Source organism: Pseudomonas sp. SP16.1, from assembly GCF_052682975.1.
Genome location: NZ_JBQYFZ010000001.1, coordinates 1107425 through 1133078, shown reverse-complemented (window position 1 = coordinate 1133078; position 25654 = coordinate 1107425). Strand labels below are relative to the sequence as shown.

Sequence of the window (25654 nt, the reverse complement as noted above, 5' to 3'; positions counted from 1 at the left end):
GGGTAATCGGGAGATCGCCAGCATGCTGCTCAACCTGTTCAACGAAATGCGTGCGGCCAAGGTGCCGGTGTCGGTGCGCGAGCTGCTCGACCTGATCAACGCGCTCAAGCACAACGTGGTGTTCGCCGACATGGACGAGTTCTACTACCTGTCGCGCGCCATCCTGGTCAAGGACGAACGCCACTTCGACAAGTTCGACCGCGCCTTTTCCGCCTACTTCAAGGGCCTGGAAAACCTTAACCAGCATATCGAGGCGATGATCCCCGACGAATGGCTGCGCAAGGAGTTCGAGCGCCTGTTGACTGACGAGGAACGCGCCCAGATCCAGAGCCTAGGCGGCCTGGACAAGCTGATCGAGGAGTTCAAGAAGCGTCTCGAGGAGCAGAAGGAAAGGCACGCCGGCGGCAACAAGTGGATCGGCACCGGCGGCACCAGCCCCTTCGGCTCGGGTGGTTTCAACCCCGAGGGCATTCGCGTCGGCGACGCCGGCAAACGCCAGGGCAAGGCCGCCAAGGTATGGGACCAGCGCGAGTACAAGAACCTCGACGACCAGGTCGAACTGGGCACGCGCAACATCAAGGTGGCGCTGCGCCGCCTGCGCAAGTTCGCCCGCCAGGGCGCCGCCGAGGAACTCGACCTCGACGGCACCATCGACCACACCGCCAAGGACGGCGGCCTGCTCAATATCCAGATGCGCCCGGAGCGGCGCAATACGGTCAAGCTGTTGCTGCTGCTGGACATCGGCGGCTCGATGGACGCCCACGTCAAGGTCTGCGAGGAGCTGTTCTCGGCCTGCAAGACCGAGTTCAAGCACCTCGAATACTTCTACTTCCACAACTTCATCTACGAGAGCGTGTGGAAGAACAACCTGCGCCGCACCAGCGAGCGCACCTCCACCCTCGACCTGCTGCACAAGTACGGCGCCGACTACAAGGTGGTGTTCGTCGGCGACGCGGCCATGGCGCCCTACGAGATCACCCAGGCCGGCGGCAGCGTCGAGCACTGGAACGAGGAAGCCGGCTACGTGTGGATGAAGCGCTTCAGCGAGAAGTTCAAGAAGCTCATCTGGATCAACCCCTACCCCAAGGACAGCTGGAACTACACCGCCTCGACCAATATCGTCCGCGAGCTGATCGAGGACCGCATGTACCCACTGACCCTGCAGGGGCTGGAAGACGGCATGAAATACCTGTCCAAGTGACAGGCAGCAAAAAGGGCCCCGCGGGGCCCTTTTTCATAGGCATCTAACTCAGCGCTTGTCGCCGTCATCCGCCTGGTTCAGATCCATCACCGTCTGCGCCGGTTGCTGCGGCCTGACCTCGGTGGGCGCGGCCTGCGGCGCACTCACCGGCTCGCTCACGACCTCCTTCTTGCGAAACCCCAGACGCTTGATCAGCCAGCCGCCCAGCACCACCGGAATGAACCAGAACTTCTTCAGCAGCACCAGCAACACAGCCAGCAGACCGGTCTTGGCCGCCACCTTGCCGGCGACCAGCGCGCCGATGCCGTAGGCCGCCACGGTGTCCAGATCCGGATCGAACTCGGCGTAGCGCTGGCCGGCGTTGAACTCGGTCATTGCGAGCACCGCCGGCACGTTCCGCTCGATCTCGGCCAGTTGGTCCATGTTGGCGATGAAGTTCAGCACCAACACGCCCTTACGACCGAGCACGCGGATGTTGTAGTTGAGGGTGTGGGTCTGGCTGTCGCCGAACTTCAGCTCCTTGGCCCAGTGCAGCTTCTTGCCCTGCGCGTCGTAGTGCGGCGCCGCGGCCCAGCCGATCAGCTGCACCGGCTCGTAGCCGTTTTCTTCGCGCCAGGCGTTGGCCTCGCGCATGTCGGCCTGCATGTCTTCGAGCATGTCGGCGTAGTCGAGATCGGCGGCGTCCTCGTCGGATACGTAGCCGCTCGGCTCGAACTCGACGGTGACGCCCCAGGAAGCCTCGGCCAGCGGCGAGACGTCCGCCGGCAGGATCATGCCCAGCGGCGGCACCTCGTCCGGCGGATTGCCCCAGCCCTCGACCAGCAGACGCTGGGCGTCGTCGCTGTCGAGAAACACCAGCGACTCGGGCAGGTTGAGGGTGGCCAGGTCGTCGCCCAGCACGATCTTGCCGTGCTGGAACGCCAGGCTGGCGACGAACTCTTCCGGGCTGACCCCTTGCGCCTCGTCATCGGCCAACTCGACTTCCTCGCTGAGGCTGGCGCTCTCTGGCTCGGCTGCGGGGTTGGCATAGGCGGGAGGAATGAACGGCAGGACGGCCGCCAGCGCGGCCGCCAGGATCGAATCCTTGATCGACATGGAAACTCCATTTAACTCGGGTTGGGAAATGTAACGCGGTATTACAGTAGCACGCCGCGCCGTAACGGCGAGCGAACTGCCGCAACTTTCCCGTTCAGCGCCAGTGGCGTTGCTGGGTCCGCCGCGTCCGCCCCATGCCGACCATCCAGCCGAGCGCCAGCACGAGCGACTCCGCCAGCCAGGCCAGCAGCAAGGCGCAGGCGACACCCCAGACGATCGCCTCGGGGGTTAGCAGCACCTGGTAGCGGTAGGCGTGCAGGGTTTCCTGGAATAGTTGGGCATCGGCCGCGGTCGCCAGATGCCAGGCCTGGGCGTACCAGGGCCCCTGCATGGCCTGCCATTCGCGCTCGAGCAGTGCGGAGCGCTGCACCAGATGCGCCACGCTCTGCGCGTCGCTGCGCATCACCGGATCGTCGCTGGCCCGGTAGTGCGCCACCAGTGCGTCCAGATCGCCATCGAAAAAGCGCCGCGCGGTCTCGGCGAAGCCCTTGAGGCTCTGCTGCGACTCCAGGCGGTGCGCCTCGACGCGCTTGGCGTAGTCGTCGACGAACCCCGGCACCTGCACGCCGAGCAGCAGGCCGACGGCGAACAGCGCCAGACGCAAGTAGCTTCGCAACATCCTTCCCCCTCGCTCAGGCTCTACCATTGGCGACGCACTCGCCGCGGCGCCACAACCGCCATTCGCCCGGCCGGTACAGCGACCAGTGCTCATTGTCGGTCAAGGGCTCGGTGGCGATTACCGTGACCACGTCATTGGGCGTGGTTTCCGCCTGGAAGTCCACCTTCAGGTCGGCGTCCCTGAGCTGCGCCGGGCCGAAGGGCGCGCGCCGGGTGATGTGCGCCAACTTGCTCGAGCAGAAGCTGAACAGCCAGTCGCCGTCACTGAGCAGGCAGTTGAACACGCCGAGCCGGCGATAACTGGCGCAGGCCGCCACCAGCACCGGCAGCAGCACCTCCACCGATACCGGCTCGGGAAAGGCGCGACGCACCCGATTGAGCAGGTCGCAGAAGGCCGCCTCGCTGTCGGTGTCGCCCACTGGTCGGTAGAAGCTGGTGGCGCCCGCGAGGCCCGCCAGCTGGCCGTTGTGGGCGAAGCACCAGTTGCGCCCCCACAGCTCGCGGACGAAGGGATGGGTATTGGCCAGGCAGACCCGGCCGACGTTGGCCTGGCGGATATGGCCGATCACCACCTCGCTCTTGATCGGGTAGCGCTGCACCAGCTGCGCCACTTCCGATTCGCTGCTCGCCTGCGGGTCCTGGAACAGGCGCAGGCCGCGCCCCTCGTAGAAACCGATGCCCCAGCCGTCGCGGTGCGGACCGGTACGCCCGCCGCGCTGCATCAGCCCGGTGAAGCTGAAAACGATATCGGTGGGCACGTTGGCGCTCATGCCGAGCAGTTCGCACATGCTGTCAGTTCTCCTCGCCGAGCGCGCGGCGCAGTCGTTCGGCCTCGGCTTGCAGGCGCACCTGCAGGCGCCTGCGCCCCAGCGGCAGGAAGCGCACCAGCAGGCGCCAGAGCAGCGCCGGCAGATCGCCGGGGCGGCGAGGGATCAGGTGCAGATGCAGGTGCGGCACGTGCTGGTTGGAATCGGGACCATCGTTGATCACCAGGTTGATGCCTTCGCGACCATAACCCGCCGAACGCAGTGCCGCCGCCATCCGCTCGGCCAAGGCCAGCAGGCGGTCACGCACCGCCGCCGACAGGTCCGCCAGCAGCGGTGCGTGGGCGCGGCTGACGATCAGCACATGGGCCGGGCGCATGGGAAAGATATCCAGCAGGACGATGAAGTCCTCGTCCTGGTGCAGCAGATGCGCCGGCAGGCGGCCGGCGGCGATGGCGCAGAACACGCAGTCCATGGTGTCTCCTGGCCGGCGGCCCGAGTCGCGGACCGCTCAGGGGTCAAGGGTCAGAGCCGGGGTTCCAGCCGGCCACCGCGCTCAAAGCGATGGTCGAGGCGTTCATCGTCCTGCTCCATCAGCTCGCGCAGGGTACGCGGGTCTTCGTCCTCGACTGCGGTATCCGTCTGGCGCCCCTGCCACCAGCGCTCGATGGGCCAGCGGATGGCGACGAACAGCAAATACAGGGCAAAGGCGATCAGGCCGTACAGGGCCAGGTCGGCCACCGCCCGCCAGGCGTTGTTGCCCACCTTGAGCAACAGGTCCATGGCGGTTATCGCGATGGCCGGGGCGAACAGTTCGCGCTCCGCATCGACTATGGTCGGGCTGAACAGCAGCACGGCGACCAGCACCCGCAGCGGCTCGCGCACGTAGCGCCACATCCAGCCGGTCAGGCGCAGCCACACCAGCAGGCAGCCCAGGGCGGCGAGGCCGTAGGCGGCCCAGGCGAGCAGATAGTCGTTCTCGTTCATCATAAGGCGGCGATCCTGGCCCTGAGGTTGGCGGGGCTGACGAAAGGGCGCTTATGATAGCGGCTTTTCCCCGGCCCGGCGCCCCCGCCATTGGCCGCGTCACCTGGAGTTATGCATGAGCGCAGCCCCCCTCGCCCGCCAAGAGCCCGGCGCCGATCCCTATCGCTGGTTGGAGAATAGAGACAGCGACGAGGTGTTCGCCCACCTGCGCGCCGAGAATGCTTACCTGGAGGCCGAACTGGCGCCGCAGAAGGCGCTGCGCGAGCAATTGTTCGAGGAGATCAAGGGGCGCATCCGCGAGACCGACCTGTCGCTGCCGGTGCCTTGGGGTGACTACCTGTACTTCCAGCGCACCACCGCCGGCGACGAGTACCCGCGCCATTACCGCTGCCGCCGCCCGCTGGACGGCTCGCTGAACCTGGATGCCGCCAGCGAACAGCTGCTGCTCGACCCCAACGCTCTGGCCGACGGCGGCTATCTGGCCGTCGGCGCGTTCAGCGTCAGCCCGGACCAGCGCCGCCTGGCCTACAGCCTGGACAGCAGCGGCGACGAGGTCTACCGCCTGTTCGTCAAGGAGCTCGACAGCGGGCAGATCAGCGAGCTGCCCTTCGACGACTGCGACGGCAGCATGACCTGGGCCAATGACAGCCAGACCCTGTTCTTCACCGAGCTGGACGACACCCACCGGCCGCACAAGCTCTACCGCCATCGCCTGGGCACGCCCGGCGCCGAGCTGGTGTTCGAGGAGTGCGACGGGCGCTTCTTCCTGCACTGCTACCGCTCCAGCTCCGAGCGCCAGCTGATCCTGCAACTGGGCAGCAAGACCACCAGCGAAGTCTGGGTGCTGGACGCCGAGCGGCCGCAGGATGCCTTCACCTGTCTGGCGCCACGCGAGGACGGCCACGAGTACGACGTCGACCACGGTATGCAGGGTGGCGCCTGGAGCTGGCTGATCCGCAGCAACCAGAGCGGCATCAACTTCGCCCTCTACGCCGCCGACGAAGCCGCGCCGCAGCGCCCGCACTGGCGCGAGCTGCGCGCCCACGACCCGGCGGTGATGCTCGAAGACCTCACCCTCAACCGCGACGCCCTGGTGCTGAGCCTGCGCCAGGGTGGCCTGCCGGTGCTGGAGGTGCAGCCGCGGGGCGCCGCGGCCTACCGGGTGCAGCTGCCGGACGCCGCCTACAGCCTGCACGTACAGGACGGCCTGGAGTTCCACAGCCCGGTGATCCGCCTGCGCTACGAGGCCCTCGGCCGTCCGGCGCAGATCCGCCAGCTGGAGCTGGCCAGCGGCGCGCAGCAGGTACTCAAGCAGACCCCGGTGGAAGGCCCCTTCGATGCCGAGGCCTACGAAAGTCGGCGCTTGTGGGCCACCGCGGCCGACGGCACGCAGATACCGATCAGCCTGGTGGCGCGCCGCGAGGTGCTCGCTGCTGGCACGCCGGCACCGCTCTATCTCTATGGCTACGGCGCCTACGGGGCGAGTCTGGATCCCTGGTTCTCGCACGCCCGCCTGTCGCTGCTCGATCGCGGTTTCGTCTTCGCCATCGCCCACGTGCGCGGCGGCGGCGAGATGGGCGAGGCCTGGTATCGATCCGGCAAGCTGGAACACAAGCCCAACACCTTCGGCGACTTCATCGCCTGCGCCGAACACCTGATCGGCGCCGGCCTGACCAGCCCGGAGCGGCTCGCCATCAGCGGCGGCAGCGCCGGCGGCCTGCTGATCGGCACGGTGCTCAACCAGCGCCCGGAGCTGTTCGCTGCGGCCATCGCCGAGGTGCCCTTCGTCGACGTGCTCAACACCATGCTCAATCCCGAGCTGCCGCTGACCGTCACCGAATACGACGAATGGGGCGACCCCAACCAGCCGGAGGTGTTCGCGCGGATCAAGGCCTACGCGCCCTACGAGAACGTGCGCGAGCAGGCCTACCCGGCGATTCTCGCGGTGGCCGGCTACAACGACAGCCGCGTGCAGTACTGGGAGGCGGCCAAATGGGTGGCGCGCCTGCGCGAGCGCAAGACCGACGCCAACCTGCTGCTGCTCAAGACCGACCTGGACGCCGGCCATGGCGGCATGAGCGGCCGTTACCAGGGCATCCGCGACGTGGCCCTGGAGTACGCCTTCCTGTTCAAGGTGCTGGGGCTCGCCTGACGTTGCCGGCAGGCGACCAACAGCGATTGGCAACGCCTGCCGCAGCGGCTAAGGTCGCCTACCCGCTATCGCCATTGCGCACAACCATGCCCGACACTTCCCACCTGATCGACGCCATCCGCGACATGCTGCTGGATTGCGGCCTGTTCGACCAACTGCCTGCCGGCGACGTATTCACCGTGGCCGGCTACTTCAACCTGAGCCAGATCGAGGAAGGCACGCTGATCTTCCGCGAGGGCGACGCCGGGACCTTCATGTGCATCCTCCAGCAAGGCGCGGTCTCGGTGCGCAAGACCAACGTCAGCGGCGAGGAAGTGGAGATCACCTGCCTGCGCAAGGGCCGCGCCTTCGGTGAAATGGCGGTGCTCGACGGCGAGCGGCGCTCGGCGACCTGCGTGGCGGCCAGCGACAGCGTGCTGCTGACCCTGGGCACAGACGCCCTGGAGCGGATGCTCGTGGAAGCGCCCAAGGCCGCGGCCCAGCTGATCCGCGCCATCGCCGTGGGCATGTCGAAGCGTCTGCGGATGGCCGACGGGCAACTGGTCAACCAGATCTAAGCCATATCCAGGCCGCGTCGCGGATCTGTAGGGTGCGCCGTGCGCACCGAGGTGCGCAGCGGCTCCAGGGCGCACGCACTGCCGAGACAGCGCTCCCTAGTTCTGCGTCTTCCCCTGCTCGGTCGGCTGGCGATTGCGCTGCAGTTGCTGCTCCAGCTGCGGTAGCGGCTGGTCCTTCGGCTGCAGCGGCGCCATGCCCGGCACGCGCTGCCCCTGCGGCGGCGGCAACAAGGGCGCCGTTCCCGGTCCCTGACGCTGGATCGGCGCATTCTGCGGCTGGCCGTAGGGTTGCGGGGTGGCAGTGCCGGGCGCGCCCGCGGCAGGCACTGCCGGCATGCGTGGCGGCTGCTGGGGCTGGGCCAGCGCAGCAGCGGCGTACGCCAGGATCACTGCAGCGAGGATAGATAGACGCATGACGGGGCTCCTGATCGGCGAACTTTCGTTCTATTCTGGCAGCACTTGAACGCCAACGTTCGCCACCCGAGCACGAGCCACGCCATGAGCAGCACCAGCAAACTGGACCAGATCCTCGCCGAAGCCCAGCGCCGCCGCGAAACCAGCTACCGCGAAAAAGCGCTGAAGATGTATCCGCATATCTGTGGCCGCTGCGGCCGCGAGTTCAGCGGCAAACGCCTGAGCGAGCTGACCGTGCATCACCGCGACCACAACCACGACAACAACCCGGAGGACGGCTCCAACTGGGAGCTGCTGTGCCTGTACTGTCACGACAACGAGCACCAGCGTCAGGTCGACCTGCACTACCAGAAGGAAGAAGCCGCCAGCGCCGGCTCCGGCAGCAAGGTGACACACAAGGCACTGGCCGGGCTGGAGGCGCTGCTCAAGCGTTAGAGCACCCGGCGCGCGGCCTGGGTGAACCCACGAGCGCATACCCTAGGGTGCGCCGCGCGCACCACAGCGCTCGCAAAGTAGCGCGTCGCTTTCCTAACCAGCGAAACGGTGGATCAATAAAGCGCGATCCACCCTACGCGGCGCCGAGACCAGAGGCGCCTCAGCGCAGCAACCGCGTATCCAGCACCCGCGACGGCCCGCCGATGACGTTCTCGCTGATCTCGATGAAATCCTTGGTGCTGGCCTTGTCCAGGCGCATCAGGCCGCGGGTCACGTCGTCCAGCGAGCGCGCGCCGCGATCCCTGGTCTTCTGGCGGATTTCCCGGTCCAACTCCTGCAACAACAGCACCGCCCGCGCCGTGACCGGGCCACTGGCGCGGTCGGTGCGCAGGCTGTCGACCGGCTTGCTCCAACGCTGCAGCTGCTCGCGGATCTTCTGGTAGCGATCCTCGCCGAGGCCGCCGGCGCGGCGCACCAGCTCGATGGCGTAGTACTCGGCCAGGCCCTCGGTGATCCAGTCGCTGCGCTCGCGCGACTGGATGCGGCTGAACACGTGCACCAGCTCATGCACCAGGGAGCTGGTGCCGTTCTCGCTGACTAGCGGGCGCTCTGCATGCATGTAGTAGGAATTGGCCGCCGACAGGCCGCCGCGCCACATCGGGTCGTCGGCGCCGACGATCAGCAGCTTGTCCGGGTCGCGCGGGAACACCGCCTGCAGCTCCGGCCAGACGAAGGTCAGCAGGGTCATCACGTCCATGCGCCGCATGCCCTCGCCCACCGGCGCGGCTACGGCGACATCGGTTTCACCGAGGCGGGTTCGGCGGGTGCCGAGCTTGCCGGCGATCATCCAGCCGGTCGGGCGGTCGAACTTGCGCTGCGGGTTGTCGATGCGAAAACGGTTCGTGCCGATCCGCGGCCAGCCGGTTTCCACGCTCTTCCAGCCCTTGGGCAGGTCGAATTGCAGGCGCGCCACCAGCTCGGTCCTGTCTTCCTGGCGCAGCACGGCGCTGGGCACCAGATCGTCGCCGCGCAGCAACGCCCAGTCCTCGGTCATCCGCGCATCGAAGCGCCCCGGCTCACGCTCGTGATCGATGCGCACCTTGTAGCTCAGGCGGCTCTTGCCGCTGGCGGGCTGCCAGACGCCGCGTCCGGGCGTCTCCTGCGACCACTGGCCGTCGGTCTCGAAGTCACCGTAGCGGCCCTCCTCGCCCAGATCGAAATCCAGGCCGAGCACGCGCTCGCCCTGCTCCAGGGTCAGACTGACTTCGGCCTGGTTGCTTTCGGGCAGAAAGCGCACCCGGTAGTCGAGATCGACCTTGTACGTGGCTGCCCAGGTCGGCAGGCTCAGGCTCAGCAACAGCAGGGACAACAAGGGGTAACGAGCGGGCATCGCACAAGGCTCCTGGTACGGTGGGGACGCGGCGATCCGATATGACCGCGACGCCTTCGGGCAATTCCATGGCAGGGCGCACAGATTTGCCACGAAGCCCGAATGCAATCAACCCGCGCGGAAGATCAGATGCTCTTCCCAGTCGTCCTCGGCCACGCTGTTCTCGCTGAGCATGCGCCCGGACTGCGAGATACGCTCGACGTGCACCGCCTCGGGATCGCCGCACACCAAGTGGTGCCACAGCGGCAGGTCCTTGCCCTCGCTGACCAGGCGGTAGGCGCAAGTCGGCGGCAGCCACTGGAACTGGTCGGCCTGCGCCGGGGTGAGCTGGATGCAGTCCGGCACGTGCTTGGCGCGGTTGGCGTAGTCGCTGCAGCGGCAGGTCTTGAGATCCAGCAGCTTGCAGGCGATGCGCGTGTAGTAGACGGCGCCGTCGTCCTCGTCCTCGAGCTTCTGCAGGCAGCACAGGCCGCAACCGTCGCACAGCGACTCCCACTCGTCCTGATCGAGCTGGGCGAGGGTCTTGCGTTTCCAGAAGGGTTCGACTTTGGCGGCCATGGCGACAGGCAGAAGCTCGAAGGAGAAAAGCGCGGCAGTCTAGCCCGAGCGCCGGTCACGGCCAAGCGGCGGATGCCGAACGGCAGAGCCGCTTCTCGTAGGGTGCGCCGCGCGCACCAGCTCGCCGCTCAATAACCCCGGGCGAACGCCACCTCGCCGCGCAGCGCCTGGCCGGCCCGCCAGCGCGCCAGGTTGTCGAGAAACAGCTCGGCCATCAGCGCCGGCTCGGTGGGTGCGGCGCTGTGCCCGGTGAGCAGCAGGCGCGGCGCCGTCCAGAATGGATGGCCGGGCGGCAGCGGCTCCTCGCGGCAGACGTCGATCACCGCGCCGGCCAGTCGGCCCTGCTCCAGCGCCGCCACCAGATCGGCATCGACCACCGCGGCGCCGCGCCCGGCATTGATCAGCAGCGCCTCGGCGCGGAAACGGGCCAGCAGGCTGGCGTCGTACAGATCGCGGGTGGCCGGGGTATCGGGCAACAGGTTGATCACGTAATCAGCCCAGCCGACCAGGCGCGGCAACGCGTCCAGACCGGCGACCTCGGCGAAAGGCGCCTGCTCGCGCGGCGCGCTGGCCACGCCGCGCACCTGCAGGCCGAAGGGGACGAGAAAACGCGCCACGCTTTCGCCGATATCGCCGCAGCCGACGATCAACGCGCGCCGCCCGGCCAGGCTGCGCGGCAGGCCGTGATCCCAGCGCTGTTCGACCTGCGCCGCCAGGCGGGCGAACAGACGCCTTTCATGCGCCAGCAGATGGCCGAGCACGTACTCGGCCATTACCTGGCCGAAGATTCCGACGGCGCGGCTGAGGCGATAGTCGCGTGGCAAGTCGGCCGCCAGCAGCGGCGTGATCCCCGCCCAGGTCGACTGCAGCCACTGCGGACGCAGGCCCTGGCGCAGCAGCGGTGCGAGCAGATCGGGCTGGCCTAGCCACAACGGGCAGTCGCCCGCCGCCGCGGCCAGCTCGACGGGGTCGGCGCCGGTCAGCAGCACCAACTCGGGCCGCGCAGCGCGAATCAGCTCGGCGTAGAGCGCGTGATCCTGTTCGGCAATCAGCAGGCGCATGGCTCAGACCGGGTCGTTGCGGCGCAGCAGTTCGTCCGGCAGGTGCTCGATGTACTCCTCCTCCGGCGGCGGCATCTGCAGGTGGTAGCCCTGCTTCTCGAGGTTCTCCAGCACCTGGGCGATGTCCTCGCGGGCCAGCTGGCGCTCGGGGGTCAGCACCAGGTCGAAGGCGTGCGCGGGCGGGCCGAACACGCCGAGCAGGCCTTCCGGTACCCGGCTCAGGGCGTCGGCCTTGAGCACGTAGAGGTACATCTCGTTCTTGCGCGGGCTCTTGTAGATCGAACAGATGCGTTTCACGCGGATTCTCCTTCGGCGGCCAGGCAGTCGAGCAGCGCCTGGCCCATCAGCTCCCGGCGCCAGCCGCGCAGGGACTCGGGCAATTGGTAGGGACCGCTGGGGTAGCCGCTCTTGAGCAGGGCTTCCAGGGTCTTCTTGCGCAGCATCAGCTCGGGCACGATCTCCAGGCGTTCGCCCTCGCGCTGGCCGATGGCGCGCAGTTTCTTCAGCAGCGCCGCGGCCTCCACCGGCAGCGGCTCGGGCAGCGCCTCGGGCCACTCGCCCGGCGGCAACGCGGCGGCCTCGCGGATCAGCGCCAGCAGGGTCTCGCCGTCCTGGCGCACGGTCTTCGGGTGCATGTCCTCGATGCGCGCCAGGGCCACCAGGTTGTCCGGCTGGGTGCGCGCCAGCGGCCACAGCGAATGCTCGCGCAGGATGCGGTTGCGCGGCTGGTTGCGCGCCCGCGCCTCGCGCTCGCGCCAGGCGCACAGCGCGCGCAGCACGGCGAGTTGCTGGCGCGACAGCTTCCAGGCCAGCTTGGCCTCGCGCCAGGCCTGCTCCGGGTCGACCTCGCGGCCGAAGCCGGCGACCAGTTCGGCGCCATCCTCCAGCACCCAGGCATTCTTCTCCGGCGACAGGCGCGCGGTCAGCGCTAGGTACACCTCCGCCAGGTGCAGCACGTCCTCGGCGGCGTAGCTCACCTGGGTCTGCGACAGCGGCCGCTGCAGCCAGTCGGAGCGGGTCTCGCCCTTGGGCAGCTCGATGTCCAGCAGCGCCTGCACCAGACGCGAGTAGCCCATGGAGAAGCCCAGGTTGAGGTAGCCGGCGGCCAGTTGGGTGTCGAACAGCGGCGCCGGCAGGCTGCCGGTCAGGCGCAGGAAGACCTCCAGGTCCTCGCTGCACGAATGCAGCACCTTGACCACCTGCGGCGCCTGCAACAGCGCGGCGAAGGGCGCCCAGTCGCCGATGCACAGCGGGTCGATCAGATAGGCCCGCGCACCCTCGCTGACCTGCAGCAGGCCGGCGATGGGGTAGAAGGTGTCGACGCGCATGAACTCGGTGTCCAGCGCGACGAAGGGCAACGCCTGCCAGGCGGCGCAATGCTCGGCCAGGCTGGCGTCGTCGCGAATCCAGTGAATATCGTTAGCCACGCGGCTCTCCCGTGAAGAATGCCGCGCAGTATATATGCCCCGGCTCCCGGGTGGGGCAGCGCCCTGCCACTGCGCCGGCGAACTGTGTAACCTGTGCCGCGCATCGCTTGCCCCCGACACGGAAGAACAACAATGAAGAAACTGCTTGCCCTGCTCGTCGTGCTGCTGGCCGCCGCGGCCGGCTACCTGGCCATCACCCCCAGTCCCATCGACCCGCTGGGCTGGGACGCGCCCGCCGCGCCGGCCATGACCGGCGTGCTGGAGGCCAACGACACCCTGATGAAGGCCGAGCTGCTCGCCCAGGGCCAGCTGCATGGCCCGGAAGATACCGCAGTCGATAGCCAGGGCCGGGTCTATGCCGGCCTGCACGACGGGCGCATCGTCCGCGTGCAGGAAGACGACAGCGTGGAGACCTTCGCCGACACCGGCGGCCGTCCGCTGGGCATGGACTTCGACGCCGCCGGCCAGCTGATCGTCGCCGACGCCTACAAGGGCCTGCTGAGCATCGACCCGCAAGGCGCGATCAAGGTACTGACTACCGAGGCCGATGGCCTGCCCTTCGCCTTCACCGACGACCTGGATATCGCCAGCGACGGCACCATCTACTTCAGCGACGCCTCCTCGCGCTTCCAGCAACCGGACTACCTGCTCGACCTGCTCGAAGCCCGCCCGCACGGCCGCCTGCTGGCCTATGACCCGGCCAGCGGCGAGACCCGCGTACTGCTTGATGGCCTGTACTTCGCCAACGGTGTGGCGCTGTCGGCGAACGAGGACTTCGTGCTGGTCAACGAGACCTACCGCTATCGCATCACCCGCTACTGGCTCAAGGGCGACAAGGCCGGCCAGCACGAGGTGTTCATCGACAACCTGCCAGGCCTGCCGGATAACCTGCAGGGCGACCGCCAGGGCACCTTCTGGGTCGCCCTGCCCACCCCGCGCAAGGCCGACGCCGACTTCCTCCACCGCCACCCCTGGCTCAAGGCGCAACTGGCCAAGCTGCCGCGCGCGCTGTGGCCGAAGGCGATCCCCTACGGTTTCGCCATCGCCCTCAATGAACAGGGCGAGATCGTGCGCAGCCTGCACGACACCAGCGGCACGCACCTGCGTATGGTCACCTCGGTAAAACCGGTGGGCGACCAGCTGTATTTCGGCAGCCTGGACAACGACCGTATCGGCAAACTGCAGATTCACTGAGCAATGCAGCTGCCCAGGTCACTCACGACCTGGGCAGCCAGCTCAGACCCTCTGGGCAATCCAGATGGTATGCCGCGTGCCCCTGTTGCCATGGGCATACACCTGCACCGCCTCGCCCTTGAAGCCCGCCTTGCGCACCTTCTCCGAAAATGCCCGGTCGGCGCTGGACGACCACACTGCCAGCATGCCCCTGGGCCTCAGCGCCTTGGCGCACTGACGCAGGCCGTCCATGCTGTACAGCCAGTCATTGCCCTTCTGAGTCAGTCCTTCGGGACCGTTGTCGACGTCCAGCATGATCGCGTCGTAGCACTGCTCGGCGGCCTGCAGCACCTTGGCGACGTCCTCCTGAATGATCACTGCACGCGGGTCATTCAACGGATAACCGGACTTCGCCCCGAGCGGGCCACGGTTCCACTCGACCACGCCAGGCACCAGCTCGGCCACCGCCACCTCGGCGTCAGCCCCCAGGTGCTGTAGCGCCGAGGCCAGGGTAAAGCCCATGCCCAGACCTCCGATCAGTACCCGCACCTGTGGACGGCCAGCGATCTGTTTGCAGGGAATTGCCGCCAGGGCATCTTCCGAGCCGTGCATGCGTGTATTCATGAGCTGCCCGCCATCACCACCGGCAATCTTGATGACGAAGTCGTCCCCGTACTCGAACAGGTTCAGCGCACCATTGGTGCCCGGGATCGGAGCGGTGTCGAGCAAGACAAAACGTTTCATGCAGAACGAAGACCTGTGTAGCGAGCGTGGGGGCAGGCAGCATGCCTGAATCGGCCGAGCAGCACAGCCCCGCCAGAAACGACGAGGCCCCGCGTTGACACGCGAGGCCTCGTGACTACAGCGACGCCGCTTTCAGAGCCTTTTCAAAGTCAGCCTTTGAGCAGGTTCTCAGACCACGCCCTGCGCCAGCATCGCATCGGCCACCTTGACGAAGCCGGCGATATTGGCGCCCTTGACGTAGTTGATGCGGCCGTTCTCTTCGCCGTGGTGCACGCAGGCATGGTGGATGTTCTGCATGATGCCATGCAGACGCTCGTCCACCTCGCCGGCACTCCAGTGCAGGCGCATGGCATTCTGGCTCATTTCCAGGCCGCTGGTGGCCACGCCACCGGCGTTGGAGGCCTTGCCCGGCGCGTAGCAGATGCCGGCCTCGACGAACAGGTCCACCGCTTCCAGGGTCGAGGGCATGTTGGCGCCTTCGGCCACGCAGATGCAGCCATTGTTCAGCAGGGTGCGGGCATCCTCACCGTCCAGCTCGTTCTGCGTCGCGCAGGGCAGCGCGATATCGCAAGGCAGGTGCCACGGCCGCTGGCCGGCGAGGAACTGCAGGCCGTAATGCTCGGCCATCTCGCGCAGGCGACCGCGGCGCTGGTTCTTCAGTTCCATCAGGTACTGCCACTGCTCGTCACTCAGGCCGCCCTCGGCGTACAGCGTACCTTCGGAGTCGGACAGCGAGATCACCCGACCGCCCAGCTCCATGACCTTCTGCGCCGCGTACTGGGCGACGTTGCCGGAGCCGGAAATGGCCACGCGCTTGTCTTCGAAGCCCTCACCGATGCGCTTGAGCATCTCCTGGGCGAAGTACACGCAGCCGTAGCCGGTGGCCTCGGGGCGGATCAGGCTGCCGCCGTAGCTCAGGCCCTTGCCGGTCAGCACCGAGGTGAACTGGTTGGACAGGCGCTTGTACTGGCCGAACAGGTAGCCGATCTCGCGGGCGCCGACGCCGATATCACCGGCCGGCACGTCCAGATCCGCGCCGATGTGGCGATACAGCTCGTTCATGAACGACTGGCAGAAGCGCATCACTTCGCCCTCGCTCTTGCCCTTGGGATCGAAGTCGGCGCCGCCCTTGCCGCCGCCCATGGGCAACGAGGTCAGCGAGTTCTTGAACACCTGCTCGAAGGCGAGGAACTTGAGCACGCCCAGGTTCACCGAGGGATGAAAGCGCAGGCCGCCCTTGTACGGGCCGATGGCACTGCTCATCTGGATGCGGTAGCCGCGGTTGACCTGCACCTGGCCGCGGTCGTCGACCCAGGGTACGCGGAACAGGATGGCGCGCTCCGGCTCGACCATGCGCTCGAGGATGCCCGCCTCGCGATAACGCGGATTGGCCTCCAGGAAAGGCCACAGGCTGCGCACCACTTCCTCCACCGCCTGGTGGAACTCCGGCTGATCGGGATCGCGCTGCTTCAGGCGCGACAGGAAGCTTTCAACGGACAACGACATGCGGCACCTCGACGCCAGGCAGACAGAATGCGCGGCACTCTATCAGAGTGCCAAGGCACCAAAACAGATCAATATATCGCCTTTATGAAACTATTTGGTGCACACAAACCTATCGGAAAAATCCATCTAAAACACCGAACCCAGAGCGCACGGCAGAACATCGCACCAGATCGACTCACATTGCGCTCAGTTTTCGAGCACGCAGGCCGGCGCGACATCCGGGCGCGGCGCCGGCGCCTGCGATTCGACGCCGTAGAGCAGGCGCTCCATGCCGGCACGGGTATCGAGCATCAGCCGCGGCAGCTCGTCACGGCCGTAGCGGCCGGCGTCGATCGGCGCGCCGATCAGCAGCTGCACCGGCTGGTCCAGGTTGAAGCGCCAGGTGCGCGCCGGCAGCACGTGCTGGATGCCGCGAATGGCCACCGGCACGATGATCGCGTCGGTATCCAGGGCCAGGTGGAAGCAGCCCTTCTTGAACGGCTGCAGGCGGCCATCCGGCGAGCGCGTGCCTTCCGGCGCGGCCCACAGGACGATGCCGCTCTCCATCATCTGCCGCGCCCGCGCCAGGTCGCGCAGCGCCTGCGCATGCTGCTGGCGGGCGATGGAGGGAAACTCGGCGGCGCGCATGGCGCGGCCGAGAAAGGGCATGCGGAACAGCTCGCGCTTGGCCAGCATGCGGATCGAGCCGGGCAGGGCGACGAAGCTGGCCGGGATGTCGTAGTGGCTGGCGTGGCTGCACAGGATCAGGTAGCGGCGGCCGTCGCCGAAGTCCGGGCAGGCGCCGTGCACCGCCAGGCGCATGCGCACCAGGCGCAGCAGCAGCTGCGACCAGCTGCAGGTGTAGCGGTCCACACGGCCGCGATCGAGCCGGCCGAGGGCGGCGCTGCCGATCACCAGCAGGCAGAAATACAGGGTCACAGCCAGCGAGCCGAGCACTACGCCGAGACGGCGGGCCAGGGTCGTGCCATGGGCGATGGGGTGCAGGCTCTGCATGCAGCGCTCCTTCTTCACGGGAGATCGTCGATTCTCTTCAAACCCCGGCGAATCGCAGCGGACGCTGCCGGACGACCGCCGGCGCGTCGCGAAAAGCGACCCGCAGGACACCAGGGCTTGCATCTTGGCGCTATGATGCCCGCCACCGCGTCCACGACACAGGAGCCAGCATGCCGCTCGCCCAACTGCTCACCCCCGCCCAGCTCCAGCAACGCTTGCAGCAACCCGGCCTGGTCCTGCTGGATTGCCGCTTCGCCCTGGAGGATCCGGCCTACGGTCGGCGCAGCTACCTGCAAGGGCATATCCCCGGCGCCTGCTTCGCCGACCTCGACGGGGACCTGTCCGGGCCGATCGTGCCAGGCGTCACCGGTCGCCATCCGCTGCCCGACCCGGCGCGACTGAGCCAGCGCCTGCGCGACTGGGGCATGCGCGCAGGCAGCCAGGTGGTGCTCTACGACGACGGCTCCGGCGCGTTCGCCGCGCACGCCTGGTGGCTGCTGCTGTGGCTGGGCAAGCGCGACGACCTGTACCTGCTCGACGGCGGCCTCAAGGCCTGGCGCGAGGCCGGCCTGGAGCTGGAGACGGAGGTGCCGACGCCTGCCGCCGGCGACTTCGTCGGCCAGGCCGACGACGCACTGGTGCTGGATGCCGAGCAACTGACCCAGCGCCTCGGCTCGCCAGAACTGTGCCTGCTCGACGCCCGCGCCCTGCCGCGCTTTCGCGGCGAGGTGGAACCGCTCGACCCGGTCGCCGGACATATCCCCGGCGCGCAATGCGCGGCGTTCACCGACAACCTCGACGCCGACGGCTATTTCCTCCCCGCCGAACAGTTACGCGCGCGCTTCGACGCCCTGCGCGGCGAGCGTCCGCCGCAGAGCCTGGTGGCCTACTGCGGCTCGGGGGTCACCGCCTGCCACAACCTGTTCGCCCTGAGCCTCGCCGGCTATCCGCTGGCGCCGCTCTACGCCGGCTCCTGGAGCGAATGGATCACCGACCCGCAGCGACCGGTGGCCAGCGGTGACGAGAGCGGTCAATAGGCCCCGAGGGAATATGGGCAATAACCGAAAGCCTAAAACAATTTAAAAACAGCCTTTTACAAGATAAAGGTCGCACTAGACTTGAGAATGAGCGGCTAACTCCGCTCCCGGTGGGGCCTTTATCAGAACGACGAACAAAGGCTGCCAAGCGCCCGGCCCCACCGGCACCTTTCGCGAGGATGCCATGGGAATAGCCGCCTGCGACCTCAGCCAACACGTCATCCGCCCTACCCTCCTCTACCTGGGGTGCCATTGCGCCGTCGCCGAGGCGCTGCTGCTCGGCACCGCGGCCAGCCAGTCGGCACTCGGCAGCGCGCTGGACGACCGCCGCGGCCAGGGCCTGTACCGCATCCCCGAACAGCGCCACCTGCAGCTCTGGGACAGGTATCTGGCGCGCGACCCGGAGCTCGCCAGCCGGGTGCGCGGCCTGGCCAGCCAGCACGCCTTCCTCGCCGCGCCACACCTGGAGCTGACGGTGAACCTGCGCTACGCCACGGCGATTGCCTGGCTGCTGATCGAAGCCGAACGGATCGAACTGCCGGCCGCCGACGATCTGCTCGGTCTGGCGCGCATCTGGCGCCAGGTGTTCCAGCCGCAGGGCCAGCTCTGCGATTTCCTCGACGCCTGGCAGCGCTGGGTCGGCCAGTTCAGTCGGGTGGCCTGATTGCAGGGGTGCGCGGACCGGGCAAGCGGGGGAAAGGCCGACCGGCGCCCATCGCACCCAAGGCATAATCGTCTAAATGTCCGACAATCATCGATATTTGTCCGACAATATCCTCCTTTTCTCTGAACTTATGTGGCTTGGCCGGAGTCAGGAAAGACTGTAGTGTGCGCCCCCCCGCCTCACCCACAGGAGTTCCCCCGTGAGCAAACGCCTCCTCAAGACCGGCCTGGCCCTGGCCGTCGCCGCCACTTCGAGCCACGGCCTGGCCAGCGGCTTCGCCATCAACGAACAGAGCGTCAGCGCCATGGGCACCTCCTTCGCCGGCCGCTCTTCGGCCGCCGAGGACGCTTCCACCCTGTTCGGCAACCCCGCCGGCATGGCGCGCCTGCAGCGCGCCGAAGTCTATGTCGGTGCCGCGGCCATCCACGCCAGGAGCGACATCGACAACGCCGGCGCCAATGCCGGCCCGCTGCCGCTGGCCGGTAGCAACGATGGCGACATGGTGCCGGCCACCGGCGTGCCCATGGGCTATTACGTCAAGCCGCTGGACGACAAGGTCGCCTTCGGCCTCGGGGTCTATGTGCCCTTCGGCCTGATGACCGATTACGAGCGCGGCTTCCAGGGCCGCTATCACGCCGACAAGAGCTACGTACGGGTGATCACCGTCCAGCCGACCCTCAGCTACCGCTTCAACGACCGGTTGTCGGTCGGTTTCGGCCCGACCTTCAACCATATCGAGGGCGAACTCAGTTCGTCCCTGCTCAATCCGTTCAGCCCGGGCAGCAACGATGGCAAGGTGAAGGTCAAGGGCGACGACAACTCCGTCGGTTTCAACGCCGGCGTACTCTACGAGTTCAGCCCGCGCACCCGCGCCGGCATCACCTACCATTCGCGGGTCAAACACCAGCTCGAAGGCGATACCCGGGTCTCCGCCAGCGGCGTGCTGGCGGGGCTCTCCGGCAAGTACGACGCCAACCTGGAGCTGACCACCCCGGAATCGGTGGACCTGTCCATCACCCATGAGCTGGACGACGCCTGGACGCTGTACCTGGGCAGCACCTGGACGCGCTGGAGCCGCTTCCAGGAGATCCGCGTGGAGAACGACGCCGCCACCCTGCCAGCCAACCTCGCCACCATAGTCGAGGAGCAGAACTGGCACGACACCTGGGCCCATGCCTTCGGCCTGTCCTACCGGCTCAACCCGCAGTGGACCCTGCGCAGCGGCATTGCCGTCGACCAGACGCCGACCAACAACGGCGACCGCTCGCCGCGCATCCCCTCGGGCGACCGCACCATCTTCAGCGTCGGCGCCGGCTGGAGCCCGAACCGCGACATGACCATCGACCTGGCCTACTCCTATCTGCACGAAGAGTCGGTGGCGGTGAATCATCCGAGCGCCACGCGCGGCGACTACCGGGCCCGCTACGACAACAGCGCCCACGGCCTGGCCGCCTCGCTCAGCTACCGCTTCTAATCGGCGCTCGGCATTGGCTACACTCGCGCGGCAGAACAACAAGAAAAGCCGCGTGAGATCGCATCGCCATGACCACCCTGCGCACCAACCTGCCCGACGACCTGCGCCTGCTCCTGGTGGACGACCACCGCATCTTCCTCGACGGCCTGAGTCTGGCCCTCGCCCCGCTCGCCGAGAACCTGCAGATCCATACCGCACACAGCGCCGCGCAAGCCGAACAGTGCCTGCGCCAGCATGCCTATGACCTGATCCTGCTCGACCTGCGCCTGCCCGACAAACCGGGGCTGGAGCTGCTGCGGCGCTGGCTGGAACGCGGCGAGAGCACGCCGGTGGCGGTGCTCAGCGCCAGCGACTCGGCACTCGATGCCCAGGCTGTGCTGGCCGCCGGCGCTCTCGGCTTCATCCCCAAGAGTGCCGACGGCGCTGCCCTGCGCCAGGCGGTCGCCCGCGTGCTGCTGGGCGAGACCCTGCCGGCGCCGGCCAGCGCCTCGCCGCTGACGCCCCGCCAGCTGGAGATCCTCCAGCTGCTCGCCGAAGGCCTGCCGAACAAGGCCATCAGCCGCCAACTGGGGCTGGCCGAGGACACGGTGAAGACCCACCTCAAGACCCTGTTCGAGACCTTCGCCGTGCACACCCGCACCGCCTGTGTCAGTGCCGCGCGCCAGCGCGGCTGGCTGTGATCAGGCGTCCGCCGGCGCCTCGTCGACTCGACTGAGCCGCTGACGCGGCTGCAGCTGGGCGACCAGCACCTGGCGCAAACGCGCCGGCAACAGCGGCTTGCCCAGCGGGATGACGTGAGCCGGCAGGCAGCGCTCCTGCAGTTCCGGACTCAGGTCCGCGCTGATCAATAGCGCCGGCAGCATCTGCCCGGCGGCCTCGCGCAGCCGCTCGATGGCCTGCAGACCGTCGCCCTGCTCGGCCAGGCGGTAATCGCTGATCAGCAGTTGCGGCGGCGCGCACTGCAGCGCCGCCAGCGCCTCGGCCAGATCGGCGCAGGCCTGCACCTCGCAACCCCAGCGACGCAACAGCCCGGCCAGCGCCTCGCGGCCGGTGGCATCGTCCTCCAGCAGCAGGATGCGCCCGCGCAGCGCTGGCGCACCTTCAGGCGATGGCGGCTGCAGCGGCACCTCGGCCAGCGGCAAGAGCAGGACGAAACGCGCCCCGACGCCGGGCTGCGAGTGCAGTTGCAGCGGGTGCTCGAGCACCTCGGCGAGCTGCCGCACGATGGCCAGGCCGAGGCCCAGCCCGCGCTCGGCGTTGCGCCCGGGGTTGTCCAGCTGACGGAACTCCTCGAACACCAGCGCCTGCTCCGCCTCGCTCAGGCCGCGGCCGTCGTCGGCCACCTCCAGCACCAGCTGCTCGCCCGCGGGCCGCGCACTCAGGCTCAGGCGCCGCGCCCGGGCATGACGCAGGGCGTTGTGCAGCAGATTGCGCAGCAGCCGTTCGAGCAGCAGCGGGTCGCTGCGTACGCCGAGGTCCGCGCAGTCCAGTACCAGCTGCAGGCCCTGCTGGCGCGCCTGCGGCGCCATCTCGCCGAGCAGACGCTCGAGCAAGGGGCGCAGGGCGAATGGCTGGGGGCTGGCCTGGATACCGCCGGGCAGGGTCAGGCGGCTGTAGTCCAGCAGCGACTGCAGCAGGCGGCCAAGCTGCTCCACCGAGGCGGCCAGGCGCGAGCTGATACGGCGGGTCTTGGCGTCGCCCTGCTCGACCAGGTGCTGGGCGAACAGGCCCATGGCGTTCAGCGGCTGGCGCAGGTCGTGGCTGGCCGCCGCCAACAGGCGCAACTTGCGCGCATCGTCGGCCTCGGCGCGCAGGCGCGCCAGATTGAGCAGACGCAGGTTGAGCCAGGCGCTGCGTTGGCCGTGCTCCTGCATATAGGCGCCGACCGTGCCGATCAGGTTGGCGCAGAGCAGGAACAACCCCTGATAGGCCAGCTCGCTGCCTGTCTCGCCGAAACCCAGGCAAAGCCCGACGAACAGCAGGCAGAAGCTCCAGCTGCACAAGCTGATCGCCCGCAAAGGCAGGCCCAGCAGCAGATAACCGAACAGCAGGATCAGGAACAGGCCGTCGTAAGGCAGTGCTAGCCCCTGCCGCCAAGCCAGATGAATGATCGCCGCGACGCAGGCGCCGGTGCACAGGTAGGCGCCGGCGTAGGCGACCAACGAGCGCTGCGGCGACGCGCTCGGCCGCCGACAGTAGACGAAGGCCAGCAGCACCGCGCCCAGCGCCAGCAGACGCAGCGGCAGCACCGACAGGCTGACGGCCAGGGGCATGGCGAGGAAATCCAGCAGCGCGTAGACCAGCTGGAACAGCACCGCGGTCGCAACGATCAGCGGCAGGCGGCGACGGATGCGCTGCAACCGGTGCGCGGCGAACTCGCCCTCCAGCGCCGGGACGAAACGCAGGCGTGCGTAGCCGCGACGCTGCTGGGCCAGCAGCAGGCGCTCCTGCGCCTCGAAATTCATGACGGGCGCCGCTCAGGGCTGCGGCGACGCCTCGGGTTGTTTGGCGGCAATGGCGTCATAGGTCTCCACCCGGTGTCGATCATCCGCGGCGAACAACCGCTCGCGCAGGCGCTGCTGCACCTGCGCCGCGTCCGCCGCGCTCAGCCCCTGGCCCTGCAGCCCCGCCAGCTCGGTGCGGTAGGCCTGGTAGCGCTGCTGCCAGTCGCGCTCGCGACGCTGTTCGAGCAACAGGCGCTGCACGGTGGGCGGATCATAGGTCATCGCCAGGAACTCGCGCACCTGCTGCTCGTCAGCCCCCTCGCGCCACAGCTGCTCGCTGCGCGCCAGCTGCTCCTGCGCTTGCAGCTGGCGCAGCTCGCTGGCGCGCAGTGCCTGCGGCAACTGCTGGCGCAGCTGCTCGTGCAACTGCGCGCGCTGCGCCTCGCCCAAGTCCTCGCGCTGCTGCAGCGCCAGGCGGTCCAGCGTGTAGCGGGCGTAGGCCTGCTCGGCGCCGAACAGCGCCTCCTGCGCCGCCGCCGAGAAATGCGTGCGGCGCAGCGCGTCGAGACGCTCGAAGGCCTGCTGCAGCACTTGCAGCTGGGCCTGCGGCTCGACCTGCTGGCGCGCGTCTAGCGGCTGCTGCAGCAGCGCCAGGCTGGCGCGCTTGTAGTCGAGGTAGTCGCCGAGCAGGCTGGTCATCTGACCCAGCGCCGGCTCCTGCAGACGTGCGCCGGCGTCGGCCAGCAACGCCGCGATGGAGGCGTCGAGACCGGAGTGGTCGACGGCGCTGAGGAAGTAGTCGAAGTAATCGCGCAGCGCCAGCTCCAGCACCAGATTGCCGGCGGCATCGGTCTGCAGGCGGCCGTCGACCTCGGTGCCGGCCAGGCTCGGCAGCCGCAGCGCGGCTGGCATGGGCGATTTTGCGGCCAGCACCGGCGGCGGCACAGGGGCGAGCGGCGCCGATGCCTGCACGGTAGCGGCAACAGAGACGACAGGTGCTGCCGGCGCGGGTGCGGCCGCCGGCCAGCGCCAGAACAGGGTCAGGCCGCCGGCGAACGACGCCGCGGCCAGGCAAAGGATCAGGGATCGGGACATGGACGACTCGCTGCGACGGGCCGTGCGGCCCGCCGCTCGGGGGATCAGACGCCCTTGTTCTTCAGGCGGTTGGCATGCTGGCGGTACAGCGACACCGGCTCGGTCCAGCCGCGGATGCCGAACAGGTGGTTGACCGCATCGACATGGTTCATGTTGTAGCTGTCGCCCAGCACCTGGCCCAGGTAGGTGGCGCAGACGCCGACCAGGCCGTCGTTCTTCTCGCTGCCGAAGGCCAGACCGGTGAAGGCCAGGAAGGGGTCGGCGGCATCGAAGACGTTGGTGTAGGCGGCGTTGCCGGTCCAGGAGAAGTAGCGGATGTCGTGGCCGCGCACGTTGTGCAGCTCGGTGGACTTGGCGCAGTAGCTGCTATTGTTCACGCCCCAGGGGTGGCGGCTGTTGAGCGCGCTGGTGCCGGGAGTGGTCAGGGTGGCCAGGGCGTCGATGCCGCTCTGCGGATTGCTGGCGCCGGACAGCAGGTTGATCAACGCGCCGAGCGCGTTGGCGATGGCATCGGCGCCGCCTTCGATCAGGCCACCGGCGGGAATCACCCCGCGTACCACGTCGGCGACCTTGGAGCCCTTGTTGACGCCGTTGATCGAGGTCACCGAGGCCACCAGGTCCGGGCGCAGCGAGGCCGCCACGCGCGAGGTCGGCGAGCCCTGGCTGTGGCCGATCAGGTTGACCTTGCCGCCGCCGGCGGCGGCCCAGGGCACGATCTGCCGGGCCAGCTCGGCACCGCGCTGCTCGCTGTCGTTGAACGCGGCGACGCTGGCCAGATGCACCCGGGCGCCGTCGCGCTCGAGGTTCCAGGGGATGGTGTGGAAGTAGTTGACCAGCCCGCCGATGGTGTCGAAGCCGGTGATGCCGTGCACCAGCACGATGGGGTACTTGGTTTCGGTGTAGCCGGCCTGGGCCTGAACGGCGCCGACCAGGGCCAGGGCGGCCAGGGCAGTGGTATAGACGCGACGCATGGGTGCCTCCTTGTTGTTCTTGTGGGCACGCCGGGAAACTGCGTCCGGCGCCGGGCCAGTCTAGGCAGGCAGGCGCCGCGGCCCCATCCCCCAGATGGGTGAAGGGCGGTGAAGCGGGAGGATCAGAGCCTGTTCAAAGGCTCGCGAGCTAGAGCCATGCAATACCGATGGCGGCCCCGCAAAAACAGGCGAGGACCGGTCGGAGTCGCGCTCGACTTTACGAGCTGTACATGAGCAGTACTCACTTCGTTCGCCCTTCGGGCCGCGCTAAAGCGCGTTAGCCGCAAGCGGCTTGCCGAGCCTTAACGCAGCAGGGCCGACGCGCAGCAGACTTTGAACAGGCTCTCAGGGCTTCGAGGCGATGGCCTTCTCCACCGCGGCGACCAGCGCCGGGTCGTCCGGCTTGGTCAGGCTGGAGAAGCTCGCCAGCACCTTGCCCTGGCGGTCGACCACGTACTTGTAGAAGTTCCAGCGCGGCGCCTTGCTCTGCTCGGCCAGGCCCTTGAACAGCGGGATGGCGTCGGCGCCGGTGACCGCCTGCGCCTCGCTCATCTGAAAGGTCACACCATAGTTGACGTAGCAGACGCTGGCGGTCTTCTCGCTGTCGTCGGCCTCCTGGCGGAAGTCGTCCGAGGGCACGCCGAGCACCTCCAGGCCCTGATCCTTGTAGCGCTGGTAGAGCGCCTCCAGCCCCTTGAACTGCGGGGTGAAGCCACAGAAGCTGGCGGTATTGACCACCACCAGCGGCTTGCCGGCAAACTGGCACAGGTCGATGGTTTCCTTGGCCCGCAGCCTCGGCAGCTCGCCCTGCAGCAGTTCCGGGCAGTCGGCGGCCAGGGCAGGCAATGCCAGGCCGGACAACAGGAGGCAACAGACAAAACGGCGCAGCGACAT

At 68.0% G+C, this 25654-nt stretch carries 27 protein-coding genes; 9 read left to right on the top strand and 18 right to left on the bottom strand.

What is annotated here, in order from left to right:
• Positions 1 to 22: 22 nt before the first annotated feature.
• A complete protein-coding gene (locus ACUTAF_RS05605; protein ID WP_445579045.1) occupies positions 23 to 1201 on the top strand; it encodes a vWA domain-containing protein in 1179 nt (392 codons plus the stop codon).
• A gap of 48 nt (positions 1202 to 1249) precedes the next feature.
• Here ACUTAF_RS05605 and ACUTAF_RS05600 read toward each other — a convergent pair whose 3' ends face one another.
• The 5 genes from ACUTAF_RS05600 to ACUTAF_RS05580 all read right to left on the bottom strand — a co-directional run bounded on the left by ACUTAF_RS05600 (position 1250) and on the right by ACUTAF_RS05580 (position 4668).
• Positions 1250 to 2296, bottom strand: coding sequence for a DUF2167 domain-containing protein (locus ACUTAF_RS05600; protein ID WP_445579044.1), 1047 nt, complete (start codon positions 2294 to 2296; stop codon positions 1250 to 1252).
• A 94-nt stretch (positions 2297 to 2390) separates the two neighbouring features.
• Positions 2391 to 2915, bottom strand: coding sequence for a DUF2937 family protein (locus ACUTAF_RS05595; RefSeq protein ID WP_445579043.1), 525 nt, complete (start codon positions 2913 to 2915; stop codon positions 2391 to 2393).
• Positions 2916 to 2928: 13 nt separating this feature from the next.
• Positions 2929 to 3702 (bottom strand): class II glutamine amidotransferase, encoded by a 774-nt coding sequence (locus ACUTAF_RS05590; RefSeq protein WP_445579042.1) that lies wholly within the window; start codon positions 3700 to 3702, stop codon positions 2929 to 2931.
• A gap of 4 nt (positions 3703 to 3706) precedes the next feature.
• Positions 3707 to 4153, bottom strand: a complete 447-nt coding sequence (locus tag ACUTAF_RS05585; protein ID WP_445579041.1) for an HIT family protein — start codon at positions 4151 to 4153, stop codon at positions 3707 to 3709.
• A 50-nt stretch (positions 4154 to 4203) separates the two neighbouring features.
• A complete protein-coding gene (locus ACUTAF_RS05580; protein WP_445579040.1) occupies positions 4204 to 4668 on the bottom strand; it encodes an MFS transporter in 465 nt (154 codons plus the stop codon).
• Positions 4669 to 4780: 112 nt separating this feature from the next.
• On the opposite strand from ACUTAF_RS05580, the gene ACUTAF_RS05575 reads away from it, so the two are divergent.
• Positions 4781 to 6817, top strand: a complete 2037-nt coding sequence (locus ACUTAF_RS05575; RefSeq protein ID WP_445579039.1) for a S9 family peptidase — start codon at positions 4781 to 4783, stop codon at positions 6815 to 6817.
• An 86-nt stretch (positions 6818 to 6903) separates the two neighbouring features.
• The gene (locus ACUTAF_RS05570; RefSeq protein WP_445579038.1) at positions 6904 to 7374 is read left to right on the top strand and encodes a cyclic nucleotide-binding domain-containing protein; all 471 of its coding nucleotides are present in this window, start codon (positions 6904 to 6906) and stop codon (positions 7372 to 7374) included.
• Between the two features lie 96 nt (positions 7375 to 7470).
• Here the strand turns inward: ACUTAF_RS05570 and ACUTAF_RS05565 are convergent, their stop codons facing one another.
• Positions 7471 to 7788: a hypothetical protein gene (locus tag ACUTAF_RS05565; RefSeq protein ID WP_445579037.1), complete on the bottom strand. Its 318-nt coding sequence runs from the start codon at positions 7786 to 7788 to the stop codon at positions 7471 to 7473.
• 84 nt (positions 7789 to 7872) lie between these two features.
• On the opposite strand from ACUTAF_RS05565, the gene ACUTAF_RS05560 reads away from it, so the two are divergent.
• On the top strand, positions 7873 to 8223 hold the full coding sequence (locus ACUTAF_RS05560; RefSeq protein WP_397488558.1) for a YajD family HNH nuclease: 351 nt from the start codon (positions 7873 to 7875) through the stop codon (positions 8221 to 8223).
• 160 nt (positions 8224 to 8383) lie between these two features.
• On the opposite strand, the gene ACUTAF_RS05555 is transcribed toward ACUTAF_RS05560, so the two are convergent.
• The 5 genes from ACUTAF_RS05555 to rnd form a co-directional block, all read right to left on the bottom strand.
• A complete protein-coding gene (locus tag ACUTAF_RS05555; protein WP_445579036.1) occupies positions 8384 to 9613 on the bottom strand; it encodes a hypothetical protein in 1230 nt (409 codons plus the stop codon).
• A gap of 108 nt (positions 9614 to 9721) precedes the next feature.
• Positions 9722 to 10171 carry a YcgN family cysteine cluster protein gene (locus ACUTAF_RS05550; RefSeq protein WP_445579035.1) on the bottom strand — a complete coding sequence of 150 codons (450 nt, stop codon included), beginning with the start codon at positions 10169 to 10171 and terminating at the stop codon, positions 9722 to 9724.
• A gap of 128 nt (positions 10172 to 10299) precedes the next feature.
• A complete protein-coding gene (locus ACUTAF_RS05545) occupies positions 10300 to 11232 on the bottom strand; it encodes a D-2-hydroxyacid dehydrogenase (protein ID WP_445579034.1) in 933 nt (310 codons plus the stop codon).
• Positions 11233 to 11235: 3 nt separating this feature from the next.
• On the bottom strand, positions 11236 to 11529 hold the full coding sequence (locus tag ACUTAF_RS05540) for a YcgL domain-containing protein (protein WP_445579033.1): 294 nt from the start codon (positions 11527 to 11529) through the stop codon (positions 11236 to 11238).
• Complete coding sequence (gene rnd / locus ACUTAF_RS05535) at positions 11526 to 12659, bottom strand: ribonuclease D (protein ID WP_445579032.1); 1134 nt, start codon at positions 12657 to 12659, stop codon at positions 11526 to 11528. Before rnd ends, ACUTAF_RS05540 begins: the two co-directional genes overlap by 4 nt.
• Before the next feature lie 132 nt (positions 12660 to 12791).
• On the opposite strand from rnd, the gene ACUTAF_RS05530 reads away from it, so the two are divergent.
• Positions 12792 to 13853: an SMP-30/gluconolactonase/LRE family protein gene (locus tag ACUTAF_RS05530; RefSeq protein WP_445579031.1), complete on the top strand. Its 1062-nt coding sequence runs from the start codon at positions 12792 to 12794 to the stop codon at positions 13851 to 13853.
• Positions 13854 to 13895: 42 nt separating this feature from the next.
• Here ACUTAF_RS05530 and ACUTAF_RS05525 read toward each other — a convergent pair whose 3' ends face one another.
• The 3 genes from ACUTAF_RS05525 to ACUTAF_RS05515 form a co-directional block, all read right to left on the bottom strand.
• Complete coding sequence (locus ACUTAF_RS05525) at positions 13896 to 14576, bottom strand: spermidine synthase (RefSeq protein ID WP_445579030.1); 681 nt, start codon at positions 14574 to 14576, stop codon at positions 13896 to 13898.
• 168 nt (positions 14577 to 14744) lie between these two features.
• Entirely contained in the window at positions 14745 to 16082 is a 1338-nt protein-coding gene (gene gdhA, locus ACUTAF_RS05520) for an NADP-specific glutamate dehydrogenase (RefSeq protein WP_445579029.1), read from the bottom strand.
• A 186-nt stretch (positions 16083 to 16268) separates the two neighbouring features.
• Entirely contained in the window at positions 16269 to 17075 is an 807-nt protein-coding gene (locus ACUTAF_RS05515; RefSeq protein ID WP_445579028.1) for a lysophospholipid acyltransferase family protein, read from the bottom strand.
• A gap of 170 nt (positions 17076 to 17245) precedes the next feature.
• On the opposite strand from ACUTAF_RS05515, the gene ACUTAF_RS05510 reads away from it, so the two are divergent.
• From ACUTAF_RS05510 to ACUTAF_RS05495, 4 genes are all read left to right on the top strand, one after another.
• A complete protein-coding gene (locus ACUTAF_RS05510; RefSeq protein WP_445579027.1) occupies positions 17246 to 18112 on the top strand; it encodes a sulfurtransferase in 867 nt (288 codons plus the stop codon).
• Between the two features lie 184 nt (positions 18113 to 18296).
• Positions 18297 to 18776, top strand: coding sequence for a hypothetical protein (locus ACUTAF_RS05505; RefSeq protein WP_445579026.1), 480 nt, complete (start codon positions 18297 to 18299; stop codon positions 18774 to 18776).
• A 199-nt stretch (positions 18777 to 18975) separates the two neighbouring features.
• The gene (locus ACUTAF_RS05500; RefSeq protein WP_445579025.1) at positions 18976 to 20250 is read left to right on the top strand and encodes an OmpP1/FadL family transporter; all 1275 of its coding nucleotides are present in this window, start codon (positions 18976 to 18978) and stop codon (positions 20248 to 20250) included.
• A gap of 68 nt (positions 20251 to 20318) precedes the next feature.
• Entirely contained in the window at positions 20319 to 20930 is a 612-nt protein-coding gene (locus ACUTAF_RS05495; protein ID WP_445579024.1) for a response regulator, read from the top strand.
• Here ACUTAF_RS05495 and ACUTAF_RS05490 read toward each other — a convergent pair whose 3' ends face one another.
• The 4 genes from ACUTAF_RS05490 to ACUTAF_RS05475 all read right to left on the bottom strand — a co-directional run bounded on the left by ACUTAF_RS05490 (position 20931) and on the right by ACUTAF_RS05475 (position 25654).
• Positions 20931 to 22715 (bottom strand): ATP-binding response regulator, encoded by a 1785-nt coding sequence (locus ACUTAF_RS05490; RefSeq protein WP_445579023.1) that lies wholly within the window; start codon positions 22713 to 22715, stop codon positions 20931 to 20933. It abuts the gene before it with no gap.
• A 12-nt stretch (positions 22716 to 22727) separates the two neighbouring features.
• Positions 22728 to 23789 carry a lipase secretion chaperone gene (locus ACUTAF_RS05485; RefSeq protein ID WP_445579022.1) on the bottom strand — a complete coding sequence of 354 codons (1062 nt, stop codon included), beginning with the start codon at positions 23787 to 23789 and terminating at the stop codon, positions 22728 to 22730.
• 44 nt (positions 23790 to 23833) lie between these two features.
• Positions 23834 to 24760, bottom strand: coding sequence for an esterase/lipase family protein (locus ACUTAF_RS05480; RefSeq protein ID WP_445579021.1), 927 nt, complete (start codon positions 24758 to 24760; stop codon positions 23834 to 23836).
• Positions 24761 to 25105: 345 nt separating this feature from the next.
• Positions 25106 to 25654, bottom strand: a complete 549-nt coding sequence (locus ACUTAF_RS05475) for a glutathione peroxidase (RefSeq protein ID WP_445579020.1) — start codon at positions 25652 to 25654, stop codon at positions 25106 to 25108.

Coding starts and splice junctions, on each gene's coding strand:
- ACUTAF_RS05605 (WP_445579045.1), top strand. CDS start 23: ATGCTGCTCAACCTGTTCAACGAAATGCGTGCGGCCAAGGTGCCGGTG.
- ACUTAF_RS05600 (WP_445579044.1), bottom strand. CDS start 2,296: ATGTCGATCAAGGATTCGATCCTGGCGGCCGCGCTGGCGGCCGTCCTG.
- ACUTAF_RS05595 (WP_445579043.1), bottom strand. CDS start 2,915: ATGTTGCGAAGCTACTTGCGTCTGGCGCTGTTCGCCGTCGGCCTGCTG.
- ACUTAF_RS05590 (WP_445579042.1), bottom strand. CDS start 3,702: ATGTGCGAACTGCTCGGCATGAGCGCCAACGTGCCCACCGATATCGTT.
- ACUTAF_RS05585 (WP_445579041.1), bottom strand. CDS start 4,153: ATGGACTGCGTGTTCTGCGCCATCGCCGCCGGCCGCCTGCCGGCGCAT.
- ACUTAF_RS05580 (WP_445579040.1), bottom strand. CDS start 4,668: ATGATGAACGAGAACGACTATCTGCTCGCCTGGGCCGCCTACGGCCTC.
- ACUTAF_RS05575 (WP_445579039.1), top strand. CDS start 4,781: ATGAGCGCAGCCCCCCTCGCCCGCCAAGAGCCCGGCGCCGATCCCTAT.
- ACUTAF_RS05570 (WP_445579038.1), top strand. CDS start 6,904: ATGCCCGACACTTCCCACCTGATCGACGCCATCCGCGACATGCTGCTG.
- ACUTAF_RS05565 (WP_445579037.1), bottom strand. CDS start 7,788: ATGCGTCTATCTATCCTCGCTGCAGTGATCCTGGCGTACGCCGCTGCT.
- ACUTAF_RS05560 (WP_397488558.1), top strand. CDS start 7,873: ATGAGCAGCACCAGCAAACTGGACCAGATCCTCGCCGAAGCCCAGCGC.
- ACUTAF_RS05555 (WP_445579036.1), bottom strand. CDS start 9,613: ATGCCCGCTCGTTACCCCTTGTTGTCCCTGCTGTTGCTGAGCCTGAGC.
- ACUTAF_RS05550 (WP_445579035.1), bottom strand. CDS start 10,171: ATGGCCGCCAAAGTCGAACCCTTCTGGAAACGCAAGACCCTCGCCCAG.
- ACUTAF_RS05545 (WP_445579034.1), bottom strand. CDS start 11,232: ATGCGCCTGCTGATTGCCGAACAGGATCACGCGCTCTACGCCGAGCTG.
- ACUTAF_RS05530 (WP_445579031.1), top strand. CDS start 12,792: ATGAAGAAACTGCTTGCCCTGCTCGTCGTGCTGCTGGCCGCCGCGGCC.
- ACUTAF_RS05525 (WP_445579030.1), bottom strand. CDS start 14,576: ATGAAACGTTTTGTCTTGCTCGACACCGCTCCGATCCCGGGCACCAAT.
- gdhA (WP_445579029.1), bottom strand. CDS start 16,082: ATGTCGTTGTCCGTTGAAAGCTTCCTGTCGCGCCTGAAGCAGCGCGAT.
- ACUTAF_RS05515 (WP_445579028.1), bottom strand. CDS start 17,075: ATGCAGAGCCTGCACCCCATCGCCCATGGCACGACCCTGGCCCGCCGT.
- ACUTAF_RS05510 (WP_445579027.1), top strand. CDS start 17,246: ATGCCGCTCGCCCAACTGCTCACCCCCGCCCAGCTCCAGCAACGCTTG.
- ACUTAF_RS05505 (WP_445579026.1), top strand. CDS start 18,297: ATGGGAATAGCCGCCTGCGACCTCAGCCAACACGTCATCCGCCCTACC.
- ACUTAF_RS05495 (WP_445579024.1), top strand. CDS start 20,319: ATGACCACCCTGCGCACCAACCTGCCCGACGACCTGCGCCTGCTCCTG.
- ACUTAF_RS05490 (WP_445579023.1), bottom strand. CDS start 22,715: ATGAATTTCGAGGCGCAGGAGCGCCTGCTGCTGGCCCAGCAGCGTCGC.
- ACUTAF_RS05485 (WP_445579022.1), bottom strand. CDS start 23,789: ATGTCCCGATCCCTGATCCTTTGCCTGGCCGCGGCGTCGTTCGCCGGC.
- ACUTAF_RS05480 (WP_445579021.1), bottom strand. CDS start 24,760: ATGCGTCGCGTCTATACCACTGCCCTGGCCGCCCTGGCCCTGGTCGGC.
- ACUTAF_RS05475 (WP_445579020.1), bottom strand. CDS start 25,654: ATGTCGCTGCGCCGTTTTGTCTGTTGCCTCCTGTTGTCCGGCCTGGCA.